The sequence below is a fragment of the Burkholderia sp. Ax-1720 genome, assembly GCF_011753035.1.
GTDB classification, from domain to species: Bacteria; Pseudomonadota; Gammaproteobacteria; order Burkholderiales; family Burkholderiaceae; genus Burkholderia; species Burkholderia gladioli.
Genome location: NZ_VWWK01000071.1, coordinates 14,896 through 33,495, shown reverse-complemented (window position 1 = coordinate 33,495; position 18,600 = coordinate 14,896). Strand labels below are relative to the sequence as shown.

Sequence of the window (18,600 nt, the reverse complement as noted above, 5' to 3'; positions counted from 1 at the left end):
CCCACCTTGGGCGCGGCCGGCGGCGCGGGCGAGGGCGCCCAAGGTGGGCAAGGCGCGCAGGGCGGCGGCGCGACCGCGCTCTACGAGAACCTCACCACCTGGAACTTCGGCAAGCTGCCCGAGCTGCTGGAAATCCGCCGGCGCGGCCAGACCCTGTTCGGCTACCCGGCCCTGGTCGATCGCGGCACGCATTGCGACGTCGAGGTGTTCGACTCGCCCGAAGAGGCGGCGCGCATCCACCGCGCCGGGCTGCGGCGCCTGTTCGCGCTGCAGTTGAAGGAGCCGATCAAGTACCTGGAGAAGAACCTGCCGGGCCTGCGCGAGATGGCGATGCAGTACATGACGCTGGGCTCGCAGGACGAGTTGCGCGACCAGTTGATCGATACGGCGCTCGACCGCGCCTGCCTGCAGGACCCGCTGCCGGTCGACGACGCGGGCTTCCACGCGCGCCGCGACGAGGGCCGCAGCCGCCTGAACCTGCTGGCGCAGGAGATCGCGCGGCTGGTCGGCCAGATCCTGGCCGAGTACGCCGGGCTCGGCAAGAAGCTGGCCCAGGCCAAGCCCTTCGCGGCCGCCCATGCCGACATGACGGCCCAGCTCGGCGCGCTGGTCGGCAAGCGCTTCGTGATCGACACGCCGTACCCGCAGCTCGCGCACTTCCCGCGCTACCTGAAGGGGATCGCGATGCGCATCGACAAGCTGAAGGCCGACGCGGCCCGCGACGCGCGCCAGTTGGCCGAGTTCGCGCCGCTCAACCAGCAGTACCAGCGGGCCCTGTCGCAGCGCGGCGGGGCGGCCGATGCGCGGCTCACCGAGTTCCGCTGGCTGCTCGAGGAATTACGCATCTCGCTGTTCGCGCAGGAACTTCGCACCCCGATGCCGGTCTCGGTCAAGCGGCTGCACAAGGTCTGGGAGTCGCTGCAGCGCTAGCGCAATTCCGGCTGCGCAGGCGAATTCGGGCGGGCGGCCGGTCAACCGGACGTCCGCTCGAACGTTCTACAATGACGGCTGTTTCTCGACGTGAGTCTCCATGCGCAATTTCCTGTCCCTCGGTCGCGCCGCCCTGCTGTTCGGCGCGCTGACCGTCGCCGCGGCGCCCGCCGCCTTTGCCAATAACGTGATCGTGCTGAATTCGGCCGAGGCGACCCTGTCGCTGATCGACCAGAACTCGCACCAGGTGGTCGGTACGCTGCCGACCGGCAAGGAACCGCATCACCTGATGGCGACGCCCGACAATTCCTCGCTGATCGTCGCCAATTCGGTCTCGAACAGCCTGATGTTCCTCGATCCGCGCACCGGCGCGCCGCAGCGCACCGTGGAAGGCATCGACGATCCCTACCAGCTCGGCTTCTCGCCCGACCGCAAGTGGTTCGTGGCGGCCGGCCTGCGCCTGGACCGCGTCGACATCTACGGCTACGACGGCCAGAACGTCCACCTGGTCAAGCGCGTGCCGCTGCAGGTGATGCCGAGCCACCTGGCCTTCACCCGGGACAGCCGCACCGTGCTGGTGTCGCTGCAGGTGTCGGGCGAGCTGGCCGCGATCGACCTGCCGACCCAGACGGTCAAGTGGAAGATGAAGGTCGGCAAGGTGCCGGCCGGCCTGTGGATGACGCCCGGCGACAAGTACGTGCTGGTCGGCATGACCGGCGCCGACTACGTGGCGGTGGTGGACTGGCGCAACCAGAAGGTGGTCAAGACCATCCCGACCGGCAAGGGCGCCCACAACTTCCGCTCGCTGGCCGACGGCACCCACGTGGCGGTGACCAATCGGGTCGCGAACACCATCAGCATCATCGACGAGAACACGCTCACCAACGTCGGCGACATCACCGGCCTGCTGCCCGGCCCCGACGACATGGAGCTGTCGGCCGATCGCAAGACGCTGTGGGTGACCTTCCGCTTCGCCAAGAAGGTCGGCGTGATCGACCTGGCCAGCCGCCGCCTGATCCAGACGATCCCGGTCGGCCGCTCGCCGCACGGCATCTATTTCTACGATCGCGCGCCGGTGACGGCGCCCAACGGCGCCTGACGCCGGCCGGAGCACGCCGATGCTGCACATGATCGCCTCGATGCTCGATACCTTCGTGTCGAACCTGCAGACCTGGCTGTACGTCGATATCGTCCAGCCGCTGATGTTCAGGTTCGACCTGATGGACTACGACGAGGACACCTACGACGCGCTGTACTGGGTGATCGTCGGCGCGCTGCAGGTGGTGGCGATGTACCTGCTGCTGCGTCCGCTCGAGGCGCTGCGGCCGGCCGAGTCGTGGCAGCACCGCCGCGAGACGCGCGTCGACGTGCTCTACACGCTGATCGCCAAGCTCGGCATCTTCACGCTGTTCTTCTTCTTCGCGATGCAGCCCCTGTTCGACAACTTCCAGTCGTGGCTGCGACTCAAGGGCGTCGCGAACCTCAATCTCGACACGCTGTGGCCCGGGGTGACCTCCCAGCCGCTGGTGGCCTTCCTGATCTACCTGGTGGTGCTCGATTTCGCCGGCTACTGGTACCACCGCTGGCAGCACCGCTTCGGCGTGTGGTGGGAGCTGCACGCGGTCCATCACAGCCAGCGGCAGATGTCGCTGTGGACCGACGACCGCAACCACCTGCTCGACGACCTGATCCAGGGCTGTTTCTTCGCCGCCATCGCGCTGGTGATCGGCGTGTCGCCCTCGCAGTTCGTGGTGCTCACGGCGCTCTCGAACTTCGTGCAGAGCGTGCAGCACACCAACGCGCGGCTGCCGTTCGGCTGGCTCGGCGAGCGCCTGCTGGTCAGCCCGGCCTTCCACCGGCGTCATCACGCGGTCGGCTACGGGCACGAAGGCACCGCCTACGGCTGCAATTTCGGCGTGCTGTTCCCCTGGTGGGACATGCTGTTCCGCACCGCGTCCTGGAACAAGACGCCCGAACCCACCGGCATCCGCGAGCAATACCAGGGCGTGTCCTATGGCGACGGTTTCTGGTCCCAGCACTGGCTCGCGATGGTACGCATCGCGCGACGCCTGGCAGGCCGCAAGCCCGGCAAGCCGGGTGTCTCGGCCGGCACGGCCTGAGCGCCGCCGCCGGGCCTGCCCGACGACATACGACAGGATTGCCCCCGCTTGCCGAAACCGCCCGGTTCTCCCGAATCCGGGCGGTTTGCTTTTTGGGCGCCCCGGTGGTTCATCCCGGGCCGAGCCCGCCGCTTCGGCATCCCCATCCCGGCCCGGGCGCATCGCGGTTTTGCCGGCCGGGCGCGACGTGGTTTATGCTTGGGGCCGCCCTGATCCATTTCTCCCCCTATCCGCCCGCATGACCGACCTGCTGCGCTCCTTCGGCCGGGCTCTCGCGAGTGCGCTGCACCCGCGGATGCTCTGGCTCACGTTCGTGCCGTTCATCGTCGCCGCGCTCGGCTGGGGCATCGTGCTCTGGTTCGCCTGGCAGCCGCTGGTGGGCCTCGCGCGCGCCGCGCTCGAGGGCTTCGCGCTGACCTCCTGGATCTACCATTTCTTCGCCTCGATCGGCGTGCCGCAACTGCATGCGGTGGTGGCGCCGTTCCTGGTGGTGGCGGTGGCGATTCCGCTGATCGTGCTAACCGTGCTGCTGCTGATCGCCGCCATCTCGACGCCGGTGGTGGTCGCCCACCTGTCGCGGCGCCAGTTCGCCTCGCTCGAGCAGCGCCGCGGCGGTACCTGGTACGGCAGCGCCTTCAATTCGCTGTGGGCCGCGCTGGCCAGCATCGTGGTGCTGGTCGTCACGCTGCCGCTGTGGCTGATCCCGCCGTTCTTCGCGCTGCTGCCGCCGCTGATCTGGGGCTGGCTGACCTATCGCGTGATGAGCTACGACGCGCTCGCCCAGCATGCCAGCGCCGAGGAGCGGCGCGCGCTGGTGCGCCGGCACCGCTGGCCGCTGCTGGGGATCGGCATCGCCAGCGGCCTGCTCGGCACGGTGCCGACCTTCATCTGGGTATCGTCGATCTGGACGATGGTGCTGTTCCCGTTCGTCGCGGCGGCGATGATCTGGGTCTATGCCTTCATCCTCGTCTTCTCGGCATTGTGGTTCGGTTTCTATTGCCTGCACGCGCTGCAGGACCTGCGAGCGGCCGCCGCCGCACCTTCCCAAGCATTGACGAGGCATCAATGAGCATCGGCATCATCATCATCGGCGACGAGATCCTGTCCGGTCGCCGTCAGGACAAGCATCTGGCGAAGATCATCGAGCTGCTCGGCGCGCGCGGCCTCGCGCTCGACTGGGCCGAGTACGTCGGCGATTCGCGCGAGCGCATCACGGCGGCGCTCAAGCGCGCCTTCGCGGCCGGCGACATCGTGTTCTCGACCGGCGGCATCGGCGCCACGCCCGACGACCACACGCGCCAATGCGCGGCGGCCGCGCTCGGCGTGCCGCTCGCGCTGCATCCCGAGGCGCGCGAGCTGATCGCGGAACGCATCCGCGAGATGCATGGCGACGCCGCCACGCCGGTCGATTTCGAGTCGCCGGAGAACCGCCACCGCTTCGAGATGGGCACCTTCCCGCAGGGCGCCGCCATCATCCCGAACGGCTACAACAAGATCCCGGGCTTTTCCTGCGGCGACGTGCATTTCGTGCCCGGCTTCCCGGTGATGGCCTGGCCGATGATGGAGTGGGTGCTCGATACCCGGTACCAGCACCTGCATCACGCGACGCCGTTTACCGAGCGCTCGGTGCTGGTGTTCGAGCTGCCGGAATCGACGCTGACGCCGCTGATGGAGCGCATCGAGCAGGATTTCGCCGGCGTGCGCGTGTTCAGCCTGCCCAGCGTGGGCGACGCGGAGCGCGGCGGCATCTATGCGCGCCGCCATATCGAGCTGGGCGTGAAGGGCGAACCGGAAGCGGTGGCGGCCGCCTTCGTGAAGCTGCGCGAGGGCGTGCATCATCTCGGCGGCGATATCGTCGAGCCCGACGCGGCGCGCTGAGCCGCGGCACCAACCGTTTTCCCTGCCTCGGCAGCGGGGCTTCCCCGCAAACGACACGGGCCGCAACTCGCGGCCCGTCATCGTGATGTCATCGCGCGGCCGGACGATGAGCCCGACCGCCTGCCACCTTCAAGCGCCGATCCAGGGCAGCTTGCGATAGCACCAGCCTTCGACCGTCTTCCGATGCCCTTGACCGTCCTTCGCGCCCTCGAAACCCTCGAGCACGTCGAACGCCTTCGTGTAGCCGGCCTGCGCGGCGGCCACCGCGGCCAGCTTCGAGCGCGCCGCGCTGCGGCACAGGAACAGCACCGGCGTGTCGGGCCCGGCCACCGCCTTCAACTGCTCGATGAAATCGGGATTCGGCACGCCGCCGGGATAGCGGGTCCATTCGATATGCGCGTACTGGCCGTCGCCGACCAGCGGGCGGCCGACCCAGTCGAGCTCGGCGCGGGTGCGCACGTCGACCAGGCGCACGGCCGGGTCCAGTTGCAGCAGTTCGAAGGCTTCGGCGGGCGGCAGGGCGCCGCCGTAGTTCAGCTTGCCTTCGACGCGGTGCGCGTCGGCGTGGGCATAGAGCTGTTCGAGCGTGGTCATGGCGAGACTCTCTGGTCGACTCAAACCGGCATTCTAGCGCGCGAGCCGCGCGGGCCGGGCGCCGGGCCGCGAGCGCGCGTCTGCCTGCCGGTGGCGCGCAAAATCACCAAGTCGGTGCAGAATCTACCCTTGGGGACGGATCGGCATTATTTTGGTGCGTTTCTCTCGTTTTTGCCTATATTTGGTGCATCAAATGCGCCGAGCCGAGCCGGCCAAGCCCCGAAAGCGCGCGGGCCGGCCCTGTCCCGGCGCGGTTCGCCGCCCGCCGCGCCGAACTGGCGCATGGGTGGCATGGAAGCTGCTTTAGTAGCTCCGGTCAAGTCGGCCCCCTTGCTGCGCTCCAGCACCGAAGCCGATTCATCCGCTTAACGGAGGCGGTCCCAGTCCGCCGGATTTGTTCAATCAGGAGAAGAGGTTATGAGTAAAACCGTCGCCGACGTCATGCAGCTCGTGAAGGACGAGGACGTCAAGTTTGTCGATTTCCGCTTCACGGACACGCGCGGCAAGGAACAGCACGTGTCGGTGCCGGTGTCGGCTTTCGACGAAGACAAGTTCGAAAGCGGCCATGCATTCGACGGTTCGTCGATCGCGGGCTGGAAGGGGATCGAAGCGTCGGACATGCTGCTCATGCCGGATCCGGCCGCCGCCTTCGTCGACCCGTTCTACGAAGAGTCGACCCTGGTGCTGACCTGCGACGTGGTCGAGCCGGCCGACGGCAAGGGCTATGAGCGCGACCCGCGCTCGCTGGCCAAGCGCGCCGAAGCCTACCTGAAGAGCACGGGCATCGGTGACACGGCCTTCTTCGGTCCGGAGCCGGAATTCTTCATTTTCGACTCGGTCCAGTGGAACACGGACATGTCGGGCACCTTCGTGAAGATCAATTCCGAGGAAGCCCCGTGGTCGTCGGGCAAGGACTTCGAAGGCGGCAACACGGGCCACCGCCCGGGCACCAAGGGCGGCTACTTCCCGGTCGCGCCGGTCGACACGTTCCAGGACATCCGTTCGGAAATGTGCCTGCTGCTCGAGCAGATCGGCATCCCGGTCGAAGTGCACCACCACGAAGTGGCGGGCCAGGGCCAGAACGAAATCGGCACGAAGTTCTCGACCCTGGTCGAGCGCGCCGACTGGACGCAATGGCTGAAGTACATCGTCCACAACGTCGCGCATTCCTACGGCAAGACGGCGACCTTCATGCCGAAGCCGGTGGTCGGCGACAACGGCTCGGGCATGCACGTGCACCAGTCGATCTGGAAGGACGGCCAGAACCTGTTCGCGGGCAACGGCTACGCCGGCCTGTCGGAAACGGCGCTGTTCTACATCGGCGGCATCATCAAGCACGCCCGTGCGCTGAACGCGATCACCAACCCGACGACGAACTCGTACAAGCGTCTGGTCCCGCACTTCGAGGCACCGGTCAAGCTGGCCTACTCGGCACGCAACCGCTCGGCATCGATCCGCATTCCGCACGTGTCGAACCCGAAGGGCCGTCGTATCGAGACGCGCTTCCCGGATCCGATGGCGAACCCGTACCTGTGCTTCTCGGCCCTGCTGATGGCAGGTCTGGACGGTATCCAGAACAAGATCCATCCGGGCGAGGCCGCCGACAAGAACCTGTACGACCTGCCGCCGGAAGAGGATGCGAAGATCCCGACCGTCTGCGCGGGCCTGGACCAGGCGCTCGAGGCACTCGACAAGGATCGCGAGTTCCTGACGCGCGGCGGCGTGTTCACCGATGCGATGATCGACGCGTACCTGGGCCTGAAGGAACAGGAACTCGCGAAGTTCCGCATGACCACGCACCCGGTCGAGTTCGAGATGTACTACTCGCTGTAAGCGTGGCGATGGCGCTTCGTCACGTCATCGAGCGAAGCGCCGTCCTGCCGTCCGGCTTCCGGGAGCGAAAGCTTCCCGGCAGCCGGACACACGCGAAGGGGACGGCGTTGGGCCGTCCCTTTTTCATTGCACCGTTTCACCAGTCATGAGCGGGCATCCACGCAAGATGGTTCTGAAGAATCTGATCAAGGCCAGGGCAGGGCAGCCGGAGCGGCTGTCGGACGACGAGAGGCTGTTGCGCTCGGGGCTGCTGAACGGGCTCGAGGCGCTGCCCACGGTGGTGCTGGTGCTCGATCGCCGCACGCTGCGGATCGCCTTCGCGAACCCGTCGGCCGAGGCGATGCTCGACATCTCGCGCCGCCAGCTCGCGCAGATGCCCTGGAGCGACCTGTTCCCCAACTCGACCGAGCTGGCGACCACCATCACCGCGATCGGCGAGGGCCGTTTCCAGGCCACCCATCTCGACACCGTGCTGGAGCGGCCGGGCCGCGAGGCGCTGCACGTGCATGCGATCGTCGGTTTCCTGGAGGGCGCGCCAGACTACGTGCTGGTCGAGCTGTTCGAGAACGAGCGGCAGTCGCGCACCGACCGCGAGGAGCGGATCCACGACCTGACCGCGGTCAACAAGCACCTGATCCGCAATCTCGCGCACGAGATCAAGAATCCGCTCGGCGGCATCCGCGGCGCGGCGCAACTGCTCGAGTTCGAGCTGTCCGAGCGCGAGCGCGGCGAGCTGCGCGAGTACACGCAGGTGATCATCAAGGAATCCGATCGGCTGCAGACGCTGGTCGACCGGCTGCTGGAGCCGCACCGGCATCCGCACATCGTCGGCGACGTCAACGTGCACGAGGTTTGCGAGCGCGTGCGCGCCGTGATGCTGGCCGAATTCCCGCGCGGGCTGACCATCGAGCGCGACTACGACGTCAGCGTGCCCGACCTGCGCGGCGACAAGGAGCAGCTGATCCAGGCGCTGCTCAATATCGTGCGCAACGCCGCCCAGGCGCTGCGCGAACGCATCGCCCAGGGCGATGCGCGCATCGAATTGCGCACCCGCGTGGCGCGCAAGATCACGATCGGCAAGAAACTGTTCAAGCTGGCACTGGACTTGCACGTGATCGACAACGGCCCCGGCATTCCCGAGGACATCCGCGACCGGATCTTCTATCCGCTGGTGTCGGGGCGAGAGGACGGCAGCGGCCTCGGCCTCACGCTCGCGCAGACCTTCGTGCAGCAGCACGATGGAATGATCGAGGTGGAAAGCCGGCCGGGGCGTACCGAATTTCAGATTTTGCTGCCGCTCGATCATTGAGCGGCAGTGCAGCGACTCACCGATCCATCTGACCGACCTATGAAGCCGATCTGGATAGTAGACGACGACCAATCGATTCGCTGGGTGCTCGAAAAGGCACTCGCGCGCGACAGCTTCGCGACCCGAAGCTTCTCGAACGTTCGTGAGGCGCTGGCCGCGCTCGACCATGAATCGCCGCAGGTGCTGGTATCCGACATCCGGATGCCGGGCGGTTCGGGCCTCGAGCTGCTGCAGGCGATGCACGAGCGCCTGCCGGGCCTGCCCGTCATCATCATGACCGCGTTCTCCGACCTCGACAGCGCGGTGGCCGCGTTCCAGGGCGGCGCCTTCGAGTACCTGGCCAAGCCCTTCGACGTCGACAAGGCGGTCGAGCTGATCCGGCGCGCGGTCGAGGAAAGCCTGCGCGGCGGCGTGCCCGACGACGACAAGCTCGCCGACGCGCCCGAGATGCTGGGCCAGGCGCCTGCCATGCAGGACATGTTCCGCGCCATCGGCCGGCTCTCGCATTCGGCCGCGACCGTGTTGATCACGGGCGAATCGGGCACCGGCAAGGAGCTGGTGGCGCGTGCGCTGCACCGCCATAGCCCGCGCGCGAACGGCCCCTTCATCGCGCTGAACACCGCGGCGATCCCGAAGGACCTGCTGGAGTCCGAACTGTTCGGCCACGAGCGCGGCGCCTTCACGGGCGCGCAGACCACGCGCCAGGGCCGTTTCGAGCAGGCCGAGAACGGCACGCTGTTCCTCGACGAAATCGGCGACATGCCCTTCGACCTGCAGACGCGCCTGCTGCGCGTGCTGTCGGACGGGCAGTTCTATCGCGTGGGCGGCCACAACCCGCTGCGCGCCAATGTGCGCGTGATCGCGGCGACTCACCAGAACCTCGAGTCGCGGGTGCGCCAGGGCCTGTTCCGCGAGGACTTGTATCACCGCCTCAACGTGATCCGGCTGCGGCTGCCGGCGCTGCGCGAGCGCAGCGAGGACATCCCGCTGCTCACGCGCCACTTCCTGCAGAAGAGCGCGCGCGATCTCGGCGTCGAGCCCAAGCGCGTCTCGGACGAGGCGCTCGCCTACCTGACCTCGCTGCCGTTCCCCGGCAACGTGCGGCAGTTGGAGAACCTCGCGAACTGGCTGACCGTGATGGCGCCGGCGCAGACCGTCGAGATCAAGGACCTGCCGCCCGACCTGGGCCCGGCGCAGGCCGCGCCCGGCGAGGGCGTGACGCCGGCCGCGGCGGCGGTCAGCAGCGATGCGCTGCCGGCCGGCACGAATGGCGCGATGGGCGGCATGCCCGGCGGCATGCTGCCGGGCGCGCCGATCGCCAGCGGCGCGGTGGCCGCGCCCGTGTCCAGCCATCCGGTCTGGGAGCAGGGCCTGCGCACCGAGGTCGCGCGGCTGCTGCGCGAGAATTCGGCCGACGTGATGGACGAACTCGCGCGCCGCTTCGAGGCGGCCGTGATCCGCGAGGCGCTCGACTTCACGCGCGGCCGCAAGGTCGAGGCGGCCGAGCGGCTCGGCATCGGCCGCAACACCATCACGCGCAAGATCCAGGAGCTGCACCTGGAGCCGTGATGCCGGACGGCAGACCCGCGGCGGCCTTCGCCGGCTGCCGCGCGTTTGCCGTTTCGCGAGATGTCGCGGCCGGCATGCTCGATGCGCCGCCTTGCGTGGTCGCTCGCGGTTTTCCGCGCTTTTCATCGCGTGCCGCGCGATCGGACATAATCGGGGTTTGCTCTCCAGCCGAACCACGATGTCCGATTCGCTCCACTGGCCCGACGGGCCGGATCCCTTCAAGTTCCTCGAATCGCTCGACAGCCGGCGCGCCCGCGCCTGGGTCGACGAGCAGAACGCGCGCACCCACGCCGCGCTGCGCCACGACGAAGCCTTCGACGCGCTCGCCGCGCGCCTGGCCAAGGCCTACCTGCCGCGCGAGCGGCCCGTGATCCCGGCGCGCTGGCGCGAGTGGGCCTATGACCTCTGGCAGGACGATCGCCATCCCAAGGGCCTGTGGCGCCGCGCGCGCTGGGACGACTGGCGCGCCGGCAAGCCGGATTGGCAGGTGCTGCTCGACGTCGACGCGCTCGGCGCGCACGAGCGCGAATCCTGGGTGTTCGAGCACGACGCGATCCTCTATCCCGACGGCGATCGCGCGCTGCTGTCGCTGTCGCCGGGCGGCGCCGACGCGGTGGTGGTGCGCGAGTTCGACCTGGAGCGGCGCTGCTTCGTCGAGGACGGTTTCCGGATCGACGAACCCGGCAATCACACGGTCGACTGGATCGATCGCGATACCGTCTACGTGAGCTGGGAGCGCGACGAGGATTCGACCACCGAGGCCGGTTATCCCTATGAGGTGCGGCGCTGGACGCGCGGCACGGCGCTCGACGCGGCGCCCGTGGTGTTCCGCGGCGAGCCCGACGACATCAGCGCCGGCGCGGCCTTCGATCCGATCGAGCAGCGCCATACCGCCTGGCGCAGCGTCGACTTCTTCGACCTGCATACCTACCGGCTCGACGCGGCGGGCGAGTGGCGGCGCTACGAGGTGCCCGCGCACGTGGTGGTCGGCTTCTGGCACGGCTGGCTGGTGCTGGAGCCGCGTCTCGACTGGGATTGCGAGGGCGTATTGCACACCGGCGGTTCGCTGCTGGCGATTCGCGAGGATGCCTTCCTGGCCGGCTCGCGCAGCTTCACCACGCTGTTCGCGCCGGGGCCCTCGACCTCGGCCTGCAGCTGGACCCACACGCGCCACACGCTGATCGCGAGCTGGCTCGACGACGTGCGCAATCGCACCTTGCTCTGGCAGCCGCAACAGCAGGAGGACGGCAGCTGGAGCTGGACTTCGCGACCGTTCGCCTGGAGCGGCGAGGCCGAGATCGATCTCGAGCCGGTGGAGCCGACGCTGAATGACGAGGTGTTCGTCGACGTCGATACCTTTCTCGATCCGCCCGAATGCTGGCTCGCCGATCTTGCCGACCAGGCCGAGGATGCCGCCGCGCGCCGCGTGTTGCTCGACCGGCCGCCCGTGCAGTTCGAGGCGAGCGCCCTGGTGGTACGTCGCGCGGTGGCGCGCTCGCGCGACGGCACCGAAGTGCCGTACACGCTGATCGGGCCGCGCGATGCGCTCGACGGCGAGACCGACGCGCAAGGCGCGACGCGGCGCACCGCGCGCCCCTGCCTGTTGTCGGGCTACGGCGGCTTCGCGATTCCGAACCTGCCGGCCTACAGCGACGCGCTCGGCATCGCCTGGCTGGAGCGCGGCGGCGTGGCCGCCTTCGCGCATATCCGCGGCGGCGGCGAGTTCGGCTCGCGCTGGCACACCGATGCGCAGCGCGAGCATCGGCAGCGTTCCTTCGACGACTTCATCGCGGTGGCCGAGCACCTGATCGACAACGGCGTGACCACGGCCGCGCAGCTCGGCATCGAGGGCGGCAGCAACGGCGGCCTGCTGGTGGCGGCCTGCATGGTGCAGCGGCCCGAGTTGTACGGCGCGGTGCTCTGCCAGGTGCCCTTGCTCGACATGCAGCGTTACCCGAAGCTGCACGCGGGCGCGGCCTGGCTCGACGAATACGGCGACCCCGACGATGCGCGGCAGGGCGCGGCGCTGGCCGCCTATTCGCCGTATCACCGCGTGCGCGCGGATCGCATGTATCCGCCCTTGCTGCTGAGCACCTCGACGCGCGACGATCGTGTGCATCCCGCCCATGCGCGCAAGATGGCCGCGCGCATGCAGTCGCTCGGTCACGAACAGGTCTGGTACTGGGAGAACACCGACGGCGGTCACGGCAGCGCCGACGATCTGGAGCGCGCTGAATCGGATGCGGCCGATTTCGGCTTCCTCTGGGCGCACCTGGGGCCGGCGCCGGCGAAGGCGGGAAGCTGATAGACGGTGAGAGAAGGGCGGCGAAGAAACTCGCCGCCTGTCGCGCGCGGGCTGCATGGAACGCGAACGCGCGCGGAAAACAAAAAACCCGGCAACAAGGCCGGGTTCTTCGTCTGGCGAATCACGCAGCGGTCAACTGCGTGGCACATCGCCGGATGTGTTTGGTTGCGGGGGTAGGATTTGAACCTACGACCTTCGGGTTATGAGCCCGACGAGCTGCCAGACTGCTCCACCCCGCGTCAGAGAAAACAAAGTATAGGGGTATTACGCGTGTGTGTCAAACAATACCGAGAAAAAAATTTCACGCGCCCGGCGCGGACGGAACAATTCCTCTGCGCTGGTACACTCCCGTCGAGCCGGTCTGACCGCGCGGCAGCGCGGCCGGCCGGGCCATTCCGGCATCGCCCGATACACCACGGACATTCGATTCGATGAAGATCGCCACCTGGAACGTCAACTCCCTGAACGTGCGCAAACAGCACGTGCTCGACTGGCTGGCCACCAGCCACGCCGACGTGCTCTGCCTGCAGGAGCTGAAGCTCACCGACGACAAATTCCCGAAGGCCGACCTCGAGGCGGCCGGCTATCGCAGCTGGTTCACGGGCCAGAAGACCTACAACGGCGTGGCGATCCTGGTGCGCGACACGCTCGGCGTGGACGAGACCGATGTCGTGAAGAACATTCCCGGCTTCGAGGATCCGCAGCAGCGCGTGATCGCGGCCACCGTCAACGGCTTGCGGATCGTCTCGGCCTATTTCCCGAACGGGCAGGCGCCGGATTCGGAGAAGTTCGTCTACAAGCTGCAATGGCTCGATGCGCTGCAGGCCTGGCTCAAGGACGAGCTGACGCGCCATCCGAAGCTCGCGCTGCTGGGCGACTACAACATCGCCCCCGAGGATCGCGACGTCCACGATCCGGCCAAGTGGGAAGGGCAGAACCTGGTGTCGCCGCAGGAGCGCGCGCATTTCGCGGCGCTGCTCGAGATGGGCTTCGTCGATGCCTTCCGGCGCTTCGAGCAGCCCGAGAAGACCTTCACCTGGTGGGATTACCGGATGATGGGCTTTCGCCGCAACGCGGGCCTGCGCATCGACCACATCCTGCTGTCGCCGGCGCTGGCCGGGACGCTGACGGCCTGCGAGGTCGATCGCGTGCCGCGCACCTGGGAGCAGCCTTCGGATCACACGCCGGTGATCGCGACCATCGAGTGAAGGCGGGCGCGCCGGCGGCAGCGACGCCCGCCTGACGTTCGCGCGAAGCATTGAAGACAACGCGGCGGCCATCGTGCCGCCGCGTTGTCGTTTCCGTGCGTCTCAGCGCACCTCGTCGGCGGGGGCCAGCTCGAAGATGCTGTCGATCTCGACCGGGATGCCCATCGGCAGCGTATGCACGCCGAGCGCGCTGCGCGCCGGCAGCGCGTCCTCGCCGAACAACTCGCGCAGCAGGTCGCTCGCGCCGTTGGCCACCAGCGGATGCGCGGTGAACGAAGCGTCGGCGCGCACATAGACGGTCAGCCTCACGCAGCGCAGCACGCGATCGAGCCCGCAGGCCTCGTGCAGGCAGGCGAGGATCATCTCCATGGTCAGGCGCGCGGCCTGCCGCGCGCGTTCCGGCGAGATCTCGCTGCCCACCTGGCCCACCACCGGCTTGCCTTGCTCGAAGGGGCCGAGCCCCGATACGTGCGCGAGATTGCCGACGATCGAGACGCTGCGATAGGAACCGAGCGGGCGGATCGGCGCGGGAAGTTCGATGCCGAGCGTAGCCAGGCGTTGCAGGACGGATTGCGTCACGAATCATCTCCAGAAATCGGGCCGGCCGGCCCGTCCCTTGCAGAACGCCTGGCGGCGCCTGCGTATTCCAGAACGATTGCACTAAAATACCGGCTCCGGCGCATCCCGCGCCCGGACGATTCCACGGGAGGAAACCGGCGATGGCCCGTCCACGCGAATTCGACGAGCAGGCCGTGCTCGATGCGGCGATCGCGCAGTTCTGGTCGCATGGTTATGCCTCGACCTCGGTGCGCGATCTGGCGACGACGATGGGCATGACCGGCGCCAGCGTCTACAACGCCTTCGGCGACAAGCGCGCGCTGTATGCCCGGTCCTTCGAGCGCTACGTGGAAGCGGGCTTTCGCGATCGCGTGCGGCGCTTCGAGCATCGACTGGCGCCGCGCGAGGCGATCGTCGCCTTCTTCGACGAGATCATCCGCCTCACCGTGCAGGACGCGCAGCGCAAGGGCTGCATGATCGTCAATACCGCCCTGGAGCTGGCGCCGCACGACGCGGATTTCCAGCAACTGCTGGAACGCATCCTGGAGGATATCGAGGCCTTTTTCCTGCGCTGCGTCGAGGCGGGGCAGGCCGAGGGCACGATTCCGCCCGAGCTGGCCGCGGTCGATACGGCGCGCATGCTGTTCGCGGTCCTGCTGGGCTTGCGCGTGCTGGCCCGCGTGCGGCCGCGGCGCGAGTTGCTCGAAGGGGCGGTGCGGCCGGCGCTGGCGATGATCGGCGCGAGCCTGCCGACGGCGAAGCGGCGCGGGCCGGCGCAAGAGACGTAGCGGCGGCACATCCTTCGCGACGACGCCTCGCGCCTTATCGACGAACGGCAGCGAACGGCAGCGCGCGGTGACGGCCGGGCCGGATCACCAGCGCAGCAGGCGCGGCCCCAGCAGCGCGCCGAGCGCGGCCGGCAACGACATCCCCAGCACATACCAGAGCGCCCAGAAGGCCGGGCTCATCTCCGGGCAATGCAGGCAATAGGCGGCGGTCGCGATCGCGCTGGCGAGCAGCCCGGCCACCGCGCCGGCCTGCCTCGGCCGGGTCGCCGCCAGGGCGCGCATGGCCCAGAACACCGCGGCGAAGCTCGGTATCGACAGCAGCAGGATATTGAGCGCACAGACCTTCCACGACAGGCCCAGCATCAGCGGCAGGCGCGCTCCGGGCGCCGCGGCGGCCAGCACGAATGCGCCGCCGATCCACACCAGCAGGAAGGGCAGCGCCAGCAGCCACCAGCGACGCCCGCCTCGCGAGCTGGGACGGCCCAGGCGTTCGGCCAGCGGCCAGGCGACAGCCGCCACGGCCAGCGGAAAGGCGAGCTTGATCCAGAACAGGGCCGTGTCCATCGCCGGTGCCAGGTCGCGCCGCCAGCCGAACAGCAACCAGGTCAGCAGCAGCGAGCCGCCCAGGCCGAGCGGCAGCGCCGTGCCGAAGCGGCGCGCCGCGGCGCCGCGATCGGCGGGCGCGACACCGCTGGCGAGCAGGCCGATCAGTTCGTCGGTTCTCATCGTTCACCCCGGATCCGCGCCGCCAGCGCCTTGAGCCCGCGATGCACGCCCACCTTCACCGCCGATTCGGACAGGCCCGTCAGCGCCGCCGTCTCGGTCACCGACAAACCCTGCAGCTTCACATGCAGGATCGGCAGCCGCTGCTTGTCGGGCAGGTGCTCGAGCAGCTTGCCGATATCGTGGCGCGCCTGGGCCGGCTCGTCGTCGGCCACGGCGAACATCGCCTCGTGGTCGTCGTCGAAGGGCACGTTGAGCGCTTCGCGGCGAAACCGCGAGCGGAAGAAATCCATCAGCTTGTAGCGCGCGATCGCATGCACCCAGGCCGTCAGCGGCTCGTCGCTACGATAGGTGTGGCGCGCATGGTGGACGGCCAGCAGGATCTCCTGGACCAGGTCCTCGACGTCGTCGTGCAATTGCGGAATGCGCTTGCGCAGATAGCCGCGCAGGTGACGCGTCAGTTCCTGCAGAAAGCCGTGATAGGCGTTGGCGTTGCCGTCGAGGCCGCTGACGAACAGCGCTTTCAGGCGGTCTTCCGCTGCGTACAAGGTGCATCCTGTGATGACGGGGCGGCGGTCGCGACTGGGCGTGTCCGCCGGACTGGCATCGACCTGGGGCGGCGCGGGCCGCGCGCCTGGGTACGACGGCTCAGGTCTTCGAAATCGGGGTTTTAGATCGACTGTTTTAGAACGACTGCCGCAGAATAACCGAAGGATTTGGGTGCCGCAAGCGCGTGGCCCGATCGCCTCGCCCCAAGGGCGCGCGCTTCGCTTCGGCCGGCCACCTTGTCCAGTTCGGTGGCTGAGCGGCGCGGGTTACGGCGCGACGGCAAAAATATTTGCGTGCTGGTGTAACCGAAATCACCGCGCTATCGAATACCTTGGCATGACGATTCATGTTCGACGAACAGGAATCCTTGCAATCCACTTACGCGGTGTTCGATATGGCACTCTCCCTGACCCGATCCGGGCCGCAGCCGATGCGAGCCAAGCCGGTGCATCCGGTTTGGCTGCGCATCACGCACTGGCTCAATGCGCTGGCCGCGCTGCTGATGATGTTGTCCGGCTGGCGTATCTACAACGCCTCGCCGGTGTTCGAATCGATCACGTTCCCCTCGTCGTGGACGCTGGGCGGCTGGCTCGGCGGCGCGCTGCAATGGCATTTCGCGGCGATGTGGCTGCTGGTGCTCAATGGGCTGGTCTACCTGGCGATCAACCTCGCCAGCGGACGCTTCACGGCGCGCTTCTTCCCGCTGTCGCCCGGCGCGGTGCTGCGCGACCTGTTCGCGGCCCTGCGCGGCAAGCTCTCGCACGCGGACCTGACGCACTACAACGCGGTCCAGAAGCTCGCCTACCTGGTGGTGGTGCTCGACCTGATCGTGCTGGTGCTGTCGGGGCTCGCGATCTGGAAATCGGTGCAGTTTCCCTTGCTGCGCGAGCTGTTCGGCGGCTACGACACGGCGCGCGTGGTGCACTTCTGCGCGATGGCGGTGATGGCGGCCTTCATCGTCGTGCATGTCGCGATGGTGGCCCTGGTGCCGCGCTCGCTGCTGACCATGCTGCGCGGCCGTTGAGCGCAGGAGAAGAACCATGAAGAACCTGCTCCGCCCGCGCCTGAGCGTCGATCGCGACACCGTGCTCGCCGATGCGCAACGCGAACTCTCGATGCCCTCGCGGCGCCTGTTCGGCAAGCGCCTGCTGACGCTCGGCGGCCTGTCGATGCTCAGCGGCTGCACGCTCGGCGACGACGCCTCGGTCGACGGTTTCCTGTCCGCCGTCTCGCGGCTCAACGATCGCGTGCAGGCCGCGCTGTTCGATCCCCGCGCGCTCGCGCCCACCTATACCGAGGCGCAGATCACGCGGCCGTTCCCCTTCAATGCCTTCTACGGCATCGACCAGGTGCCGCAGGTGGACGGCAGCGACTTCCGCCTGAAGCTCGGCGGCCTGGTGAAGGGACAGCGCGTCTGGACGCTGCCCGAACTGTATGCCCTGCCGCACGAGGAGCAGATCACGCGGCATATCTGCGTGGAAGGCTGGAGCGCGATCGGTCGCTGGGGCGGCACGCGCTTCGGCGATTTCCTGCGGCGAGTCGGCGCCGACACCAGCGCGAAGTACGTGGGATTCCGCTGCGCCGACGACTACTACGAAAGCATCGACATGGCCACGGCCCTGCATCCGCAGACGCTGCTCGCCTTCGACTACGACGGCCAGCGCCTGCCGGCGCAATACGGCTACCCGATGAAGCTGCGGATGCCGACCAAGCTCGGCTACAAGAATCCGAAGCACATCGTCGAGATCTTCGTGACCAATGTCTACCCGGGCGGTTACTGGGTCGACCAGGGTTACAACTGGTTCGGCGGATCCTGAGATCCGCCGGCTGTTCCCCCAAACGGTCCGCGATGGACGGACCGATTTTTTCCACCCGGTAAAGGAGTACATGATGAAGGTTCTGGCAACGGCAATCGTGACGGCAACGCTGGCTTTCGGCGCTTCGGCGGCATTCGCGCAGGCGAGCGGCGCCATGTCGAACGACGCGATGAGCAAGGATGCGATGTCGCACGACGCGATGGGCAAGGGCGCCATGAAGCACGACACGATGGGCAAGAAGGGCGGCAAGATGAAGAAGCACGATGCGATGGGCATGTCGCCCGCGGCATCGGACGCGATGTCGAAGTAAGGCGTCTTCCCGAGCCGAACCCGGCCCGCGAGCCCGCGATCCTGGAAGGGATCGCGGGCTTCTTTTTTTCTCGCTCGTTGTAACCGCAACCGTCAGGGTTCCGAACTGA

The 18,600-nt window shown here is 67.9% G+C and carries 18 protein-coding genes and 1 tRNA gene; 14 read left to right on the top strand and 5 right to left on the bottom strand.

Annotation, left to right across the window (positions count from 1 at the left end; genetic code table 11):
* The 5 genes from F3J18_RS20420 to F3J18_RS20400 form a co-directional block, all read left to right on the top strand.
* Positions 1–930: DUF3418 domain-containing protein (locus tag F3J18_RS20420; RefSeq protein WP_205195508.1), on the top strand; the 930-nt coding region annotated here is incomplete at its 5' end.
* 100 nt (positions 931–1,030) lie between these two features.
* A complete protein-coding gene (locus tag F3J18_RS20415; RefSeq protein WP_025099836.1) occupies positions 1,031–2,029 on the top strand; it encodes a beta-propeller fold lactonase family protein in 999 nt (332 codons plus the stop codon).
* Positions 2,030–2,048: 19 nt separating this feature from the next.
* A complete protein-coding gene (locus F3J18_RS20410) occupies positions 2,049–3,050 on the top strand; it encodes a sterol desaturase family protein (RefSeq protein ID WP_025099837.1) in 1,002 nt (333 codons plus the stop codon).
* A gap of 238 nt (positions 3,051–3,288) precedes the next feature.
* Positions 3,289–4,119: an EI24 domain-containing protein gene (locus F3J18_RS20405; protein ID WP_025099838.1), complete on the top strand. Its 831-nt coding sequence runs from the start codon at positions 3,289–3,291 to the stop codon at positions 4,117–4,119.
* Positions 4,116–4,928 carry a molybdopterin-binding protein gene (locus F3J18_RS20400; protein WP_025099839.1) on the top strand — a complete coding sequence of 271 codons (813 nt, stop codon included), beginning with the start codon at positions 4,116–4,118 and terminating at the stop codon, positions 4,926–4,928. The genes F3J18_RS20405 and F3J18_RS20400 overlap by 4 nt, the downstream gene beginning before the upstream one ends.
* A gap of 129 nt (positions 4,929–5,057) precedes the next feature.
* Here the strand turns inward: F3J18_RS20400 and F3J18_RS20395 are convergent, their stop codons facing one another.
* The gene (locus F3J18_RS20395; protein WP_013698768.1) at positions 5,058–5,522 is read right to left on the bottom strand and encodes a rhodanese-like domain-containing protein; all 465 of its coding nucleotides are present in this window, start codon (positions 5,520–5,522) and stop codon (positions 5,058–5,060) included.
* A 417-nt stretch (positions 5,523–5,939) separates the two neighbouring features.
* Here F3J18_RS20395 and glnA point away from each other — a divergent pair, with 417 nt between their 5' ends.
* The 4 genes from glnA to F3J18_RS20375 all read left to right on the top strand — a co-directional run bounded on the left by glnA (position 5,940) and on the right by F3J18_RS20375 (position 12,538).
* Positions 5,940–7,355: a type I glutamate--ammonia ligase gene (gene glnA, locus F3J18_RS20390; RefSeq protein ID WP_013698767.1), complete on the top strand. Its 1,416-nt coding sequence runs from the start codon at positions 5,940–5,942 to the stop codon at positions 7,353–7,355.
* Positions 7,356–7,521: 166 nt separating this feature from the next.
* A complete protein-coding gene (glnL, locus tag F3J18_RS20385) occupies positions 7,522–8,664 on the top strand; it encodes a nitrogen regulation protein NR(II) (RefSeq protein WP_025099840.1) in 1,143 nt (380 codons plus the stop codon).
* A 39-nt stretch (positions 8,665–8,703) separates the two neighbouring features.
* Complete coding sequence (ntrC, locus tag F3J18_RS20380) at positions 8,704–10,233, top strand: nitrogen regulation protein NR(I) (RefSeq protein ID WP_025099841.1); 1,530 nt, start codon at positions 8,704–8,706, stop codon at positions 10,231–10,233.
* Positions 10,234–10,411: 178 nt separating this feature from the next.
* Positions 10,412–12,538, top strand: a complete 2,127-nt coding sequence (locus F3J18_RS20375; RefSeq protein ID WP_166913866.1) for a prolyl oligopeptidase family serine peptidase — start codon at positions 10,412–10,414, stop codon at positions 12,536–12,538.
* 162 nt (positions 12,539–12,700) lie between these two features.
* On the opposite strand, the gene F3J18_RS20370 is transcribed toward F3J18_RS20375, so the two are convergent.
* Positions 12,701–12,777: transfer RNA gene (locus F3J18_RS20370), tRNA-Met, on the bottom strand.
* A 192-nt stretch (positions 12,778–12,969) separates the two neighbouring features.
* Here F3J18_RS20370 and xth point away from each other — a divergent pair.
* Positions 12,970–13,746, top strand: coding sequence for an exodeoxyribonuclease III (gene xth, locus F3J18_RS20365; RefSeq protein ID WP_025099843.1), 777 nt, complete (start codon positions 12,970–12,972; stop codon positions 13,744–13,746).
* Between the two features lie 102 nt (positions 13,747–13,848).
* On the opposite strand, the gene F3J18_RS20360 is transcribed toward xth, so the two are convergent.
* Complete coding sequence (locus F3J18_RS20360; RefSeq protein WP_166913864.1) at positions 13,849–14,325, bottom strand: RidA family protein; 477 nt, start codon at positions 14,323–14,325, stop codon at positions 13,849–13,851.
* Positions 14,326–14,465: 140 nt separating this feature from the next.
* Here F3J18_RS20360 and F3J18_RS20355 point away from each other — a divergent pair, with 140 nt between their 5' ends.
* Positions 14,466–15,092: a TetR/AcrR family transcriptional regulator gene (locus F3J18_RS20355; RefSeq protein ID WP_166913862.1), complete on the top strand. Its 627-nt coding sequence runs from the start codon at positions 14,466–14,468 to the stop codon at positions 15,090–15,092.
* A gap of 84 nt (positions 15,093–15,176) precedes the next feature.
* Here the strand turns inward: F3J18_RS20355 and F3J18_RS20350 are convergent, their stop codons facing one another.
* The gene (locus tag F3J18_RS20350) at positions 15,177–15,818 is read right to left on the bottom strand and encodes a DUF1109 domain-containing protein (RefSeq protein ID WP_166913859.1); all 642 of its coding nucleotides are present in this window, start codon (positions 15,816–15,818) and stop codon (positions 15,177–15,179) included.
* Positions 15,815–16,363 (bottom strand): sigma-70 family RNA polymerase sigma factor, encoded by a 549-nt coding sequence (locus tag F3J18_RS20345; protein WP_025099847.1) that lies wholly within the window; start codon positions 16,361–16,363, stop codon positions 15,815–15,817. Before F3J18_RS20345 ends, F3J18_RS20350 begins: the two co-directional genes overlap by 4 nt.
* Before the next feature lie 395 nt (positions 16,364–16,758).
* Here F3J18_RS20345 and F3J18_RS20340 point away from each other — a divergent pair, with 395 nt between their 5' ends.
* The 3 genes from F3J18_RS20340 to F3J18_RS20330 all read left to right on the top strand — a co-directional run bounded on the left by F3J18_RS20340 (position 16,759) and on the right by F3J18_RS20330 (position 18,491).
* Positions 16,759–17,388 (top strand): cytochrome b/b6 domain-containing protein, encoded by a 630-nt coding sequence (locus F3J18_RS20340; protein WP_036041027.1) that lies wholly within the window; start codon positions 16,759–16,761, stop codon positions 17,386–17,388.
* Between the two features lie 16 nt (positions 17,389–17,404).
* On the top strand, positions 17,405–18,181 hold the full coding sequence (locus F3J18_RS20335; protein ID WP_025099849.1) for a molybdopterin-dependent oxidoreductase: 777 nt from the start codon (positions 17,405–17,407) through the stop codon (positions 18,179–18,181).
* A gap of 73 nt (positions 18,182–18,254) precedes the next feature.
* A complete protein-coding gene (locus F3J18_RS20330; protein ID WP_166913870.1) occupies positions 18,255–18,491 on the top strand; it encodes a pentapeptide MXKDX repeat protein in 237 nt (78 codons plus the stop codon).
* Positions 18,492–18,600 lie beyond the last annotated feature (109 nt).